This window comes from Ramlibacter sp. MAHUQ-53, assembly GCF_052600055.1.
Genome location: NZ_JBQWTS010000001.1, coordinates 140,279 through 152,784, shown reverse-complemented (window position 1 = coordinate 152,784; position 12,506 = coordinate 140,279). Strand labels below are relative to the sequence as shown.

Annotated in this window: 10 protein-coding genes; 6 read left to right on the top strand and 4 right to left on the bottom strand. The window is 73.6% G+C overall.

What is annotated here, in order from left to right:
- Window position 1 precedes the first annotated feature (1 nt).
- From ACT80S_RS00710 to ACT80S_RS00695, 4 genes are all read left to right on the top strand, one after another.
- Entirely contained in the window at window positions 2–1,036 is a 1,035-nt protein-coding gene (locus ACT80S_RS00710; RefSeq protein ID WP_377411451.1) for an acyl-CoA dehydrogenase family protein, read from the top strand.
- A gap of 32 nt (window positions 1,037–1,068) precedes the next feature.
- Window positions 1,069–1,863, top strand: a complete 795-nt coding sequence (locus ACT80S_RS00705) for a crotonase/enoyl-CoA hydratase family protein (RefSeq protein WP_377411449.1) — start codon at window positions 1,069–1,071, stop codon at window positions 1,861–1,863.
- Window positions 1,864–1,934: 71 nt separating this feature from the next.
- Window positions 1,935–3,125: an aminotransferase-like domain-containing protein gene (locus ACT80S_RS00700; RefSeq protein WP_377412596.1), complete on the top strand. Its 1,191-nt coding sequence runs from the start codon at window positions 1,935–1,937 to the stop codon at window positions 3,123–3,125.
- Window positions 3,126–3,147: 22 nt separating this feature from the next.
- Window positions 3,148–3,768 (top strand): DUF2889 domain-containing protein, encoded by a 621-nt coding sequence (locus tag ACT80S_RS00695; RefSeq protein WP_377411447.1) that lies wholly within the window; start codon window positions 3,148–3,150, stop codon window positions 3,766–3,768.
- Between the two features lie 10 nt (window positions 3,769–3,778).
- Here ACT80S_RS00695 and ACT80S_RS00690 read toward each other — a convergent pair whose 3' ends face one another.
- Complete coding sequence (locus ACT80S_RS00690; RefSeq protein ID WP_377411445.1) at window positions 3,779–5,122, bottom strand: WD40/YVTN/BNR-like repeat-containing protein; 1,344 nt, start codon at window positions 5,120–5,122, stop codon at window positions 3,779–3,781.
- 296 nt (window positions 5,123–5,418) lie between these two features.
- Here ACT80S_RS00690 and ACT80S_RS00685 point away from each other — a divergent pair, with 296 nt between their 5' ends.
- Both ACT80S_RS00685 and ACT80S_RS00680 read left to right on the top strand, forming a co-directional pair.
- Window positions 5,419–6,015 carry a hypothetical protein gene (locus tag ACT80S_RS00685; RefSeq protein WP_377411443.1) on the top strand — a complete coding sequence of 199 codons (597 nt, stop codon included), beginning with the start codon at window positions 5,419–5,421 and terminating at the stop codon, window positions 6,013–6,015.
- A complete protein-coding gene (locus ACT80S_RS00680) occupies window positions 6,015–7,580 on the top strand; it encodes an alkaline phosphatase D family protein (protein ID WP_377411441.1) in 1,566 nt (521 codons plus the stop codon). Before ACT80S_RS00685 ends, ACT80S_RS00680 begins: the two co-directional genes overlap by 1 nt.
- Before the next feature lie 71 nt (window positions 7,581–7,651).
- On the opposite strand, the gene serB is transcribed toward ACT80S_RS00680, so the two are convergent.
- Genes serB through mfd form a run of 3 tightly spaced genes read right to left on the bottom strand, consistent with a single transcriptional unit; the run spans window position 7,652 to window position 12,488 of the window.
- Window positions 7,652–8,374, bottom strand: a complete 723-nt coding sequence (serB, locus tag ACT80S_RS00675) for a phosphoserine phosphatase SerB (RefSeq protein WP_377411439.1) — start codon at window positions 8,372–8,374, stop codon at window positions 7,652–7,654.
- 30 nt (window positions 8,375–8,404) lie between these two features.
- Entirely contained in the window at window positions 8,405–9,025 is a 621-nt protein-coding gene (locus ACT80S_RS00670) for a hypothetical protein (protein ID WP_377411437.1), read from the bottom strand.
- 19 nt (window positions 9,026–9,044) lie between these two features.
- Window positions 9,045–12,488, bottom strand: a complete 3,444-nt coding sequence (gene mfd, locus ACT80S_RS00665) for a transcription-repair coupling factor (protein ID WP_377411435.1) — start codon at window positions 12,486–12,488, stop codon at window positions 9,045–9,047.
- Between the last annotated feature and the right edge of the window lie 18 nt (window positions 12,489–12,506).

Genomic DNA, 12,506 nt, shown 5'->3' with positions numbered 1-12,506 from the left:
GATGGACGACCTGTTCACCGACGCGGTCCGCCAGCTCCTGGCCGACCAGTGCACGCCCGCCGTGGTGCGGGCCATCGAAGGCGGGGGCTCCCCCGCCGCCCTCTGGGGCGTGCTGGAGGCGGCCGGCTTCGCCGACGCCCTGGTGCCCGAGGCCGAGGGTGGCGCGGGCCTCTCGCTGGCCGAGGCCTTCCCGGTCATGGCGCTGTGCGGCGCGTACGCGCTGCCCGTGCCCCTGGCCGAGACCCTGGTGGGCCGCCTCGTGCTGGCGCAGGCCGGCATCGCCCGGCCGCCGGGCAGCCTGGTGCTGGCCGAGGCCCGCGGCGCCGGCGAAGTGGCAGGCGAAGTGGCAGGCGAAGTGGCAGGCGAGGGCGGCCTGTGCTGCCCCGACGCGCGCGGCGGCGCGGTGGCCGACTGGGTGCTGGCCGTGGGCCCGCAGGGCAGCCTGCTGCTGCCCGCGGCGCAGGCGCGGCGCGAGCCCTCGGGCTTCTGCCTGGACGCCACGCTCACCTGGCCGGCCGCCGTGGTCGCCGCCGCGGCGAGGGTGCCGGGCCGCCCGCCGGTGCGCGAGTGGCAGGCCTGCGTGCATGCCGCGCTGCTCTCGGGCGCCTTGCAGCAGGTGCTGGATCGCACCCTCCAGTACGCCAATGACCGCGTGCAGTTCGGCAAGCCGATCGGCAAGTTCCAGGCGGTGCAGCACCAGCTCTCGGTGCTCGCCGAGCATGCCTATGCGGCGGCGATGGCGGCCCGCCTCGCGGCCTCGGCCTCGGGCACCGCGCCCGACCGCCTGCGCGTGGCGGTGGCCAAGGCCCGCACCAGCGAGGCCGCCGGCGAGGTGGCGGCGCTGGCGCATTCCATCCACGGCGCCATCGGCTTCACCCACGAGTTCGACCTGCAGCTGTACACCCGCCGCCTGCACGCCTGGCGCCAGGCCGCCGGCTCGGAAGGCTACTGGCAGGACGTGCTCGGGCGCGAGCTGGTCGAGGCCCGCGCCGGCAGCACGCTGGACCTCGTGCGCGAGCTGACCGACCTGCGTTGATTTCCCCCCACGAGAACACCCCCGGAGACCCGATGACCACTCCCTTCCTTTCCCGCCGCCGCGAGGGCGCGATCCTGGTGCTGACGATGAACCAGCCCGAGACGCGCAACGCCCTGACCGGCAACACCGCCGTCGAGGAATTCGTCCAGGCCTGCGCCGACATCACGCTGGACACCACGGTGCGCTGCGTCGTCCTCACGGGCGCGGGCCCGGTGTTCAGCTCCGGCGGCAACGTCAAGGACATGCGCCGCTACCAGGTGGACAAGCCGCTGCCCGACGCGGTGCGCGAGGAGTACCGCAACGGCATCCAGCGCATTCCCAAGGCCCTCTACCACCTCGACGTGCCGGTGATCGCCGCCGTCAACGGCCCCGCCATCGGCGCCGGCCTGGACCTGACCTGCATGTGCGACATCCGCATCGCCTCCGAGAAGGCCACCTTCGCCGAGAGCTTCGTCAAGGTCGGCATCGTCCCGGGCGACGGCGGCGCCTGGCTGCTGCCCCGCGCGGTGGGCCGCTCCAAGGCCGCCGAGCTGGCCTTCACCGGCGAGCCGATGGACGCCCGCGCGGCGCTGGACTGCGGCCTGGTCTCGCGCGTCGTGCCGCACGAGGCGCTGATGGACGAGGCCCTGGCCCTGGCCCGGCGCATCGCCGCCAACCCCGGCGGCGTGCTGCGCATGACCAAGCGCCTGCTGCGCGAGGGCGAGCGCGCCTCGCTGGAATCGGTGCTGGAGCTGTCGGCGAGCTACCAGGCCATCGCCCACATGACGGCGGACCACCACGAGGCGGTCAACGCCTTCATCGAGAAGCGCCCGCCCCGGTTCTCCTGACCCGGCAGGGGGCGCCGCGACCGCGCGACAATGTCGGTTTTGGCGCCTTTTCCCACCGCACCACCATGCCCCTGAATTTCGCCCAACGCCTGGACAACGTCGAAACCTCCGCCATCCGCGAGCTGTTCAAGCTCCTGGGCAAGCCCGGGATCATCAGCTTCGCCGGCGGCTTCCCCGACAGCGCGATGTTCGACGTCGAGGGCCTGCGCGAGGCCAGCCAGCAGGCCCTGGCCGACAACCCCGGCGCCGCCCTCCAGTACGGCGCCACCGAGGGCCACGAGCCGCTGCGCGCCGAGCTGGCCGCCTTCATGCGCGCCAAGGGCGTGAAGGACCTGGCGCCGCAGCAGCTGATCGTCACCACCGGCAGCCAGCAGGCGCTGGACCTCCTGGGCAAGACCCTGGTCGGCCCGGGCGACAAGGTGATCGTCGAGGGCCCCACCTTCCTGGCCACCATCCAGTGCTTCCGCCTCTACGGCGCGCAGGTGATCGCCGCGCCGGTGGACAGCGAGGGCGTACAGGTCGACAAGCTGGAGCAGCTGGTCGCCGAGCACCAGCCGAAGTTCGTCTACCTGATCCCCACCTTCGGCAACCCCAGCGGCGCGCTGACCTCGCTGGAGCGCCGCAGGCGCATCCTGGAGATCGCGGTCAAGCACCAGGTGCCCATCGTCGAGGACGACCCGTACGGCGACCTGTACTTCCGCGAGGCGCCGCCGCCCAGCCTGCTGGCGCTGACCGACCAGGTGCCGGGCAGCCGGGAGCTCACCATCCACTGCGGCAGCCTGAGCAAGGTCCTCAGCCCCGGCCTGCGCGTGGGCTGGCTCATCGCCCCGACCGAGCTGCTCGCCAAGGCCACCATGTGCAAGCAGTTCAGCGATGCGCACACCAGCACCTTCGCCCAGGCCACCGCCGCGGCCTACCTCCAGGCCGGCCGCATGCCCGCCACCCTGGCGCACGTGCGCGAGGTCTACGGCCAGCGCGCCCGCGCGATGTGCGAGGCGCTGCGCCGCGAGCTGGGCGACGCCATCGAGTTCACCGAGCCGCAGGGCGGCCTGTTCGTCTGGGCCCGCCTGACCGGCGCCGGCGGCAAGCTGAAGGACGCGGCCGAACTGGCCCGCCGCGCGATCGAGCAGGGCGTGGCCTTCGTGCCGGGCGCGCCGTTCTACGCCAGCAACCCGGACCCGGCCAGCCTGCGTCTGAGCTTCGCCACCGCCGACATCGCGAAGATCGAGGAGGGCGTGGCCCGCCTGGCCCGCGCGCTCTGAGGCCCTCGCCGCCGCCACGCCCATGCCCCTGCCCGAACCCGCGAAACGGGAACACCTGCATACCCGCAACGTCACCTTCCGCGGCTACGCCCGGGAGGACGGCCTGTGGGACATCGAGGCCGAGCTGCGTGACAGCAAGGCCTACCCGATCCAGATGTACGAACGCGGCGAGCTGCCGCCCGGCGAGTACGTGCACCACATGGCCGTGCGCCTCACGGTGGACGACGCGTTCCAGGTGCGGGCCGTCGTCGCCACCATGGACGACACGCCGCTGGGCGAGTGCCAGCAGGCGCTGCCGCCGGTGGCCGGCCTGGTCGGCGCGCGCCTGGGCCCGGGCTGGCGCCAGGCGGTGGACCGCGTCCTCGGCGGCACCCGCGGCTGCACCCACATGCGCGAGTTGCTGGTGAACGCGGCCACCGCGGCCTACCAGACCATCCCCGCCGGCCTGCAGCGCCGCAGCGGCATCCAGGGGCCGCCCGGCTCCGAGAGCCAGACGCCCCCGTTCCACCTCGGGCGCTGCGTCAGCTGGGACATCGACGGCGGCCCGGTGGCCCGCTACTACCCGCGCTGGGCCGGCTGGGCGCCGCTGCGCCGCGTCGACAAGCCGGCCCGGCCCGCCGAACCGGCCCAGCCGGCGGCCTGAGCGCCGCCCCTCACTGCGCCCGTACGCCCGGCCCGCGGATCGCGCGCAGCTCGAAGACGCCGTCGCCCAGGTAGACCAGCTCGATCGAGTCTGCGCTCCCGCCTTCGACCGCGGACACCGCCGCCCTCTCCGGGGAGGTGCCGCGCCACAGCCGGCCCGGGTTGTCGGCGGCCAGCAGGGTGCGCCCATCGCCGGTGAGGGCCACCGCGCGCCAGTTGGCGTCATGCAGCATCGGCGCCCAGGTCAGGCCGCCGTCCACCGAGAGGTGGACCCGCCCGTCCGGCAGGCTCGGGTGCCAGGGCACGGCCAGCACGATGCGCTGGCCGTCGGAGGACAGGGCCACCGCGTTCACCGGTCCCTCGCGGAAGCGCGGCGCCCAGGTCAGGCCGTAGTCGGACGAGACCCAGACATGCCCGCCCGCGGCCGCGGCCACCACCGTGGCGCCGTCGGCCGACATCGCCACGCGGTACCAGTCGTAGTCGCCTTCCAGGCGCCGCGTCCAGCTGAAGCCGATGTCGTCGCTGGTCCAGACGGTGCCGTCATGCGCCACCGCGGTCATGTTGCGGCCGTTGCCCGCCAGGGCCACCGCGCGCCAGCTGCGGGGCTGGTCGCCGCGGCGCGCCCAGGTGGCGCCGCCATCGCGCGAGACTTCCAGCCACCCGCTCTTTTCGGCCGCGAGCAGCACCAGGCCATCCGCCGAGGTGGCCAGGCCGACCCACTCGCGCGGCTCGGGGCCGGAGGCGGGGACCGTCTCGCGCCAGGTCTCGCCGGCGTCGGCCGAGACCCACAGGCCGCCGAGGTAGGCGGCCGCCGCCAGCCGGTTGCCCGCCGCGCTCACCGCCAGGGCGGACCAGTGGCGTGGGTCGGGCAGGGGGGTGGCCCAGGTGCGGCCGCCGTCGCGCGAGACATGCAGCGCCCCCTCGTTGGCCGCGGCCAGCACCGTGTTGCCGTCGGCCGAGGCCTGCAGGGCCCACCAGCGCTCGTCGACGCCGGGCACCGGGCCGGCCTCCACCCAGGTGGCGTCCGCCCGCACCGGCGCGGGCGCCACCACCGACGTGCCCGCCGCCATGTCCAGATGCCACTGGCCGCTGCCCAGGCCGACGACCTCGATGCGGTCCCCCGCGGCCAGCCCGCCGGCGGGCAGCACCAGGGCCACCCGGCCGGCCCGCGTCACCTCGTAGCGGGTGTTGGGCGCCAGCGCCTGCACCGGCACCGCCACGTCCTCGACCGGCAGGGCCCCGGCCGACTGCGGGCTGGCGGCCGGCGGTGCCGGGGCCGGGGCGGCGCCAGGTCCTGCGCTCCCGCCGCCGCCTCCGCCGCAGCCGGCCAGTGCCAGCGCGGCGGCGAGTGTCACGACCGCACACGCGGCCCCGTGTCTGCTTGCTCGGATCAACATCTTCTGCTCCCTGTTTCGTGATGGGCGACCCTGTCACGGCCGGACACGGATCCTGCGCGGCGCGCCGGGAGGGGGAGGCTGGCGAATCGGCCGAGGCGCTGTAGGAAGCCGCCGGGGCGCGCTGCGGGCGCGCGCCCGGCCGGGCGGCGCCACAGCCCCGGGGCCGCTGCTGCGCGCGGCCGGTGCAACGTGTATGGCGTGTAAAGAAGACCGCCTGTCTAGTCCGGAACTGCCGCGGATCGGATAATCCTGACATGAGCTTCTTGCGCAAGATGTTCGGGGAAAAGCCGGCGGCCTCCCGTCCCGCCCCCCTGGGCGAACCGTCGCTGCACGACGGCCACGACCCGGACGACGACGACCGCCAGGGCGCCAGCTCGCGCAGCGCCTCGCGCCGCGAGGTGGTCCACATGGTCCTGCGGGAGACCATGCGCCGGCACGGCATCCCGTCCGACTGGATCGAGTGCCGCACCCTGTCGATGGTGCGTTCCGACCGCAGCACCGGCACCTACGTCACCCTGATCGTGCGCGGCGGGCAGGACCGCCTGCTGGCTTACGTGCCTGCCTTCCAGACCAGCCTGCAGCAGGCGCTGGAGCGCTTCGACCCGCGCGTGGGCGACTGGCTGCGCGGCCTGGCCTGGCAGTTCGAGGGCGGCCACGAGTCGCCGGCCGCCATGCCCGACCCGGAGAGCTGGTCCCGCGCCGTGCCCGGGGTGGAGGTGCGCGAGGCCGACAGCAGCGCCAGCGACGCCGCCCTGCAGGAAGACCTGCGCGCGCTGTTCGCGATCCGCGACGCCGCCATCGCGCAGCGTCGCGACCACAACGCCGACTTCCAGCCCACCCAGCCCGGTTGATGCTGGCCGACCGCCGCGGCCTGCTGCGACTGGCCGCCGCCACCGCCGCCGGCGCCTGGCTGCCGCGCGGGTCCCGGGCCCAGCCCCGCTTGGGCTTCGATCCCTTCTCCCTGGGCGTGGCCAGCGGCTCGCCCACGCCCGATGGCCTGGTGCTGTGGACGCGCCTGCTGCCCCCCGGCCTGTTCGACCGCCTCGGCGACGCGCCGGTGCCGGTGCGCTGGGAGGTGGCGCATGACGAGGGCTTCTCGCGCATCGCCCGCCACGGCGAGGCCGTGGCCAGCGCCGAGCTCGCCCACAGCGTGCATGCCGAGGTCCAGGGGCTGGCGCCGGACCGCTGGTACTTCTACCGCTTCATCGCCGGCGGCGTGGCCAGCCCGGTCGGGCGCACCCGCACCCTGCCGGCGCCGGACGCGCCGGCGGCGCGCCTGCGCCTGGCCTACGCCTCCTGCCAGCGCTGGGAGCATGGCCACTACGCCGCGTGGCGCCACATGCAGGGGGAGGGGCTGGACTTCGTCCTGTTCCTGGGCGACTACATCTACGAGTACCCCAGCGCCGCCGCCGCGGTGCGCAACTTCCCGACGCTGGGCCTGGCCACCACCCTGGCCGACTACCGTGACCGCTACGCCCAGTACCGCAGCGACCCGGCGCTGCAGGCCATGCATGCCGCCTGCCCCTGGCTGCTGGCGTGGGACGACCACGAGGTGCAGAACGACTACGCCGGCGTGAATGCCGGCGACGCCCGCCCGGTGGGCCTGAACGCGGCGCGCGACTTCCTGGCCCGGCGCGCGGCGGCCTACCAGGCGTACTACGAGCACATGCCGGTGCGGGCGGCGGCCTTTTCCCGCGCGGTGGCCGGCGGGCAGCTGCGGCTGCACGAGCGACACCGCTTCGGCCGGCTGGCCGACCTGCTGCTGCTGGACACCCGCCAGTGGCGCGACCCGCAGGCCTGCGGCCGCCCGCAGCGCCCGGCCGGCCTGGTGGACCCGGCGGCTTGCCCGGCGCTGCAGGACCCGGCGCGCAGCCTGCTGGGGGCGGCGCAGGAGCGCTGGCTCGACGAGCGCCTGGCGGAGTCCGCCGCGGCGACCTGGACGGTGCTGGGGCAGCAGACCCTGTTCGGCCCGCGCGACAACCTGCCCGGCCCGGGCGAGCGCCTGTGGAACGACGGCTGGGACGGCTACCCCGCGGCGCGCCAGCGCCTGGTCGACGGCCTGCGCCGCCACCGCGTCGCCAACCCGGTGGTGCTGGGCGGGGACGTCCACGAGAACTGGGTGGGCCATGTGCTGGCCGACTACCGCCGGCCCGAGGGGCCGGCGCTGGGCGTGGAGTTCTGCGGCACCAGCATCACCTCGCACGCGAACGGCGCGGCGCTGGCGGCGCAGCGGCTGGCGGAGAACCCCCACTTCGTCTTCGCGGACGGCTGGAAGCGCGGCTACGGGGTGTGCGAGTTCACGCCGGGTGCGCTCACCACCACGCTGCGCGCGGTGGACGACCCGGCGCGCGCCGACTCGGGCATCGGCACGCTGGCACGCTTCGCGGTGCAGGCCGGCGGCCGGCGGGTGGAGTGAGGGTTTCCGGGGTCAGGTCTTGCAGCAACGCGACCGCGTGGACGGCCTCCCGTGGAGGCCGGTGCGAAGGCTCAGCCCCGCACGATCTCCAGCAGCCGGTCCAGGCCGCCTTCGTTGATGGCGACCATGGCCTGCTCGCGCACCTTGGGCTTGGCGTGGTAGGCCACCGACAGGCCGGCCTCGCCCATCATCGGCAGGTCGTTGGCGCCATCGCCCACGGCGATGGCCTGCTTCGGCGAGAGGCCCAGCAGGGCGCAGGTCTCGAGCATCATGCGGCGCTTCTCGGCGCCGTCGCAGATGTCGCCCCAGGGCTGGTCGACCATGCGGCCGGTGAGCACGCCGTCAACCACCTCCAGCACGTTGGAGCGGGTGTAGTCGATGCCCAGGCGGTCGCGCACGCGGTCGGTGAAGAAGGTGAAGCCGCCGGAGACCAGCAGCACCTTCAGGCCGGCGGCCTTGGCCGCGGCCACCAGCTCGCCGGCGCCGGGATTGAGCTGCAGGCGCTGGTCGTAGACATCCTGCATGTCCTGCACGCGCACGCCGCGCAGCAGGGCCACGCGCCGGCGCAGGCTCTCCTTGAAGTCGGCGATCTCGCCGCGCATGGTGGCCTCGGTGATGGCGGCGACCTCGGCCTTCTTGCCGGTGGCGTCGGCGATCTCGTCCACGCACTCGATGTTGATCAGCGTGGAGTCCATGTCGAAGGCGATCAGGCCGAAATCCTTCAGCGACAGGGGCGGGGTGACGCCGCGCAGCACCAGGCCGGGGGCGAATTCGTGGGGGGCGGGGGAGGTCATGGAGCCGGTGATTTTCGCATCACCGCCACCTCACCGCCCGAGGTACAGCCGGTCCGACCAGGTGGCCAGCCAGTGCGGGCGGAAAGCCACGAAGATCGCGGCCAGCATGCCGGTGGTGAAGGCGTCGCCCCAGGCCATGAGCCAGCGCGCCACCAGGGACAGGCCGCTGTCCACCGCCGGCAACGCATGGCCGGCCCATTGCGCCAGGGCGCCGGCGGCGAACACGCACAGGGCGGTGCCCAGGAAAGCCCGCCCCAGCACGTAGACGAACAGGTGCGGCCCGATCCAGCGGCGGATCGCCGCGCCCAGCGCCAGGGCCAGCGTGGCCGGCACCACGCCCAGCCACGCCGCCATGTCCGCTGCGGCCTGCCAGCCCTGGCCCGCCAGCAGCGCGGCGAGCGCGCCCACCGCCACCAGCACCGGCACCGCCAGCGGCCACCCGAGCATCAGCACCGCCAGGCAGGCCCCCGACAGCTGCAGCTGCAGCGGCATGGCGCGCAGCGAGGGCAGGGCCCACAGCCAGGGCAGGAGCACCAGCGTCCCCAGCATCGGCGCCAGCAGCGCGCCGCCGGCCAGCAGCCGCCAGGGCCGCAGGGCCAGGGCGACGGCCAGCGCCGGCAGCAGCAGGGCGAGGTCCAGGTGCGGGGTCATCGCCGGTGCGCCCGCGGGCTCAGGCCGCCGCCCCGGTGGGCTGGCCCAGGGAGCGCAGCACGTCGCGCACCATCTGCACGCGGTCCTTGGTCTCCTTGAGCTCGCGCTCGATGCGCAGCTTCTCGTTGCCGGCGAGCTTGATGTGCCGGTTCTTCTGCACCAGCTCGATGATGCGCATCGGGTCGACCGGCGGGTTGGGCTTGAAGGTGATGTGGATCACCCCGGGCGCGGCGTCCACCTTGACCACGCCGTAGGGCCGCGCCAGCACGCGCAGGCGGTGCACGTCCACCAGGTTCTGCGCCTGCGGCGGCAGCTTGCCGAAGCGGTCCATGATCTCCTCGAGCAGGCGGTCGACCTGGTCGGCGTTCTTCGCGGTGGCCAGCTTCTTGTAGAAGGACAGGCGCAGGTGCACGTCGCCGCAGTAGTCGTCGGGCAGCAGGGCGGGGGCGTGCAGGTTGATGTCGGTGGCGGCCGAGAGCGGCGCCAGCAGGTCCGGCTCCTTGCCCGCCTTGAGCGAGCGCACCGCCTCCGAGAGCATCTCGTTGTAAAGCTGGAAGCCCACCTCCAGCATGTTGCCGCTCTGGTTCTCGCCCAGCACCTCGCCGGCGCCGCGGATCTCCAGGTCGTGCATGGCCAGGTAGAAGCCCGAGCCCAGTTCCTCCATGGCCTGGATCGCGTCCAGGCGCTGGGCGGCCTGCTTGGTCAGGCCCTCGATCTCCGGCACCAGCAGGTAGGCATAGGCCTGGTGGTGGCTGCGTCCCACCCGCCCGCGCAGCTGGTGCAGCTGCGCCAGGCCGAACTTGTCGGCGCGCGAGATCACGATGGTGTTGGCCGAGGGCACGTCGATGCCGGTCTCGATGATCGTGGAGCAGAGCAGCAGGTTGAAGCGCTGGTTCACGAAGTCGCGCATCACCCGCTCCAGCTCGCGCTCGGGCATCTGGCCGTGGGCCACCGCAATGCGGGCCTCGGGCAGCAGCGCCTGCAGCCGCTCGCGGCGGTTCTCGATGGTCTCCACCTCGTTGTGCAGGAAGTAGACCTGGCCGCCGCGTTTGAGCTCGCGCAGCACCGCCTCGCGGATCACGCCCTGGCCCTCGTTGCGCACGAAGGTCTTGATCGCCAGCCGGCGCTGCGGCGCGGTGGCGATGACCGAGAGGTCCCGCAGGCCCTCCAGCGCCATGCCCAGGGTGCGGGGAATCGGCGTGGCGGTGAGCGTGAGCACGTCGACCTCGGCGCGCAGGGCCTTCATGGCCTCCTTGTGGCGCACGCCGAAGCGGTGCTCCTCGTCGATGATCAAGAGGCCCAGGTTCTTGAACTGCACGCTCTCGGACAGCAGCTTGTGCGTGCCGACGACGATGTCGACGCTGCCGTCGGCGATCCCCCTGGCGGCGGCGGTGATCTCCTTCTGCGAGCGGAAGCGGCTCATCTCGGCGATCTTCACCGGCCACTTGGAGAAGCGGTCCACCAGGGTCTGGTAATGCTGCTCGGCGAGCAGGGTGGTGGGCGCCAGGAAGGCCACCTGCTTGCCGCCGGTGACGGCGACGAAGGCCGCGCGCAGCGCCACCTCGGTCTTGCCGAAGCCCACGTCGCCGCAGACCAGGCGGTCCATCGGGCGGGGCGAGACCATGTCCTGGATCACCGCGTGGATGGCGGCGTTCTGGTCGGCGGTCTCCTCGAAGCCGAAGTCGTTGGCGAAGGTCTCGTAGTCCTGCGGCGAGTAGCGGAAGGCATGGCCCTGGCGCGCGGCGCGGCGGGCGTAGATGTTCAGGAGCTCGGCGGCGGAGTCGCGCACCTGCTCGGCGGCCTTGCGCTTGGCCTTCTCCCACTGGCCGGAGCCGAGCTTGTGCAGCGGCGCCTCGTCGGCCGAGACGCCGGTGTAGCGGCTGATCTGGTGCAGCTGGCTCACCGGCACGTAGAGCGTGGCCTTGTCGGCGTACTCGAGGTGCAGGAACTCGGTGCTGCCCTGGCCCAGGTCCATGTTGACCAGGCCCTTGTAGCGGCCGATGCCGTGCTGCGCGTGGACCACCGGGTCGCCCACGTTCAGCTCGGAGAGGTCCTTGATCAGGGCCTCGACGTCCGAGACCTGCTCCTGCTTGCGGCGGCGGCGCGCGGTCACGCCGGCGGCGAACAGCTCGGTCTCGGTGATGAACTCCAGGCCCTCGGCGACCCAGGCGAAGCCCTGGGCCAGCGGCGCGGTGGCGATGCCCAGCGCCTCGTCGCTGGCCTGGAACTCGGCCAGCGAGTCGAAGGCGGGCGGCGAGACATGGCTGGCGCGCAGGAAGTCCAGCAGGCTCTCGCGGCGGCCGTCGCTCTCGGCCAGCACCAGCACCCGCTGCTTCGTGCGGCGCAGGTGCTCCTTCAGGCGGGCCAGGGGCTCCTCGGCGCCGCGCACCACGGCGAGGTCGGGCAGCTTCTGCACGAAGGCGCTGTCGTCGACATCGGCGGCGCCGGGGCGCAGGGCGAGCTGGGCGTGGTCGTTGGCGCGGGCGTAGAACTGCTCGATGGTCAGGAACAGCGATTCGGGCGGCAGCACCGGCCGCTCGGGGTCGCCCTGCACCAGGCGGTGGCGGTCCTTCGTGTCCTGCCAGAAGCGCTGGAAGGCCGGCTCCAGGTCGCCGTGCAGCACCAGGGCGGCCTGGGTGCCCAGGTAGTCGAAGACGGTGGCCGTCTCCTCGAAGAACAGCGGCAGGTAGTACTCGATGCCGGCGGTGGCCACGCCGTTGCCCATGTCCTTGTAGATGCGGCTGCGGGTGGGGTCGCCCTCCAGCAGTTCGCGCCAGCGGCTGCGAAAGCGCGCGCGGGCGGCCTCGTCCATCGGGAATTCGCGCCCCGGCAGCAGGCGCACCTCGGGCACGGGGTAGAGGCTGCGCTGGCTGTCCGGATCGAAGGTGCGGATGGAGTCGATCTCGTCGTCGAACAGGTCGACCCGGTACGGCACCGGCGAGCCCATGGGGAACAGGTCGATCAGGCCGCCGCGCACCGCGTACTCGCCGGGGCTCACCACCTGCGTCACGTGGTTGTAGCCGGCCAGCGTGAGCTGCGACTTGAGCCGGGCCTCGTCCAGCTTCTGCCTGACCTTGAACTGGAAGGTGTAGCCCGCCAGGAAGGCCGGCGGGGCGACGCGGTACAGGGCGGTGGTGGCGGGGACGATGACCACGTCGGCCTCGCCCTGCGAGATGCGCCAGAGCGTCGCCAGGCGCTCGGAGATCAGGTCCTGGTGCGGCGAGAAGGTGTCGTAGGGCAGCGTCTCCCAGTCCGGGAACAGGCAGCAGCGCAGGCCGGGGGCGAAGAAGGCGAGCTCGTCGATCAGGCGCTGGGCGTCGGTGGCGTCGGCGGTGACGATCGCGGTGCGCTGGCCGGCGGCCTGTTCGCGCTGGGCCAGGCGGGCCAGCAGCAGGGCGTCGGCCGAGCCGACGGGACGGGGCAGGGCGAAGCGCTTGCCGGGGGTGAGCTTGGGCAGGTCCATGGGGGAAATGGCGAACAC

Excerpts from the sequence above, each read along its gene's own strand:
- ACT80S_RS00685 (WP_377411443.1), top strand. The coding sequence starts at position 5,419 with ATGAGCTTCTTGCGCAAGATGTTCGGGGAAAAGCCGGCGGCCTCCCGT.
- ACT80S_RS00695 (WP_377411447.1), top strand. The coding sequence starts at position 3,148 with ATGCCCCTGCCCGAACCCGCGAAACGGGAACACCTGCATACCCGCAAC.
- ACT80S_RS00670 (WP_377411437.1), bottom strand. The coding sequence starts at position 9,025 with ATGACCCCGCACCTGGACCTCGCCCTGCTGCTGCCGGCGCTGGCCGTC.
- ACT80S_RS00680 (WP_377411441.1), top strand. The coding sequence starts at position 6,015 with ATGCTGGCCGACCGCCGCGGCCTGCTGCGACTGGCCGCCGCCACCGCC.
- serB (WP_377411439.1), bottom strand. The coding sequence starts at position 8,374 with ATGACCTCCCCCGCCCCCCACGAATTCGCCCCCGGCCTGGTGCTGCGC.
- mfd (WP_377411435.1), bottom strand. The coding sequence starts at position 12,488 with ATGGACCTGCCCAAGCTCACCCCCGGCAAGCGCTTCGCCCTGCCCCGT.
- ACT80S_RS00705 (WP_377411449.1), top strand. The coding sequence starts at position 1,069 with ATGACCACTCCCTTCCTTTCCCGCCGCCGCGAGGGCGCGATCCTGGTG.
- ACT80S_RS00710 (WP_377411451.1), top strand. The coding sequence starts at position 2 with ATGGACGACCTGTTCACCGACGCGGTCCGCCAGCTCCTGGCCGACCAG.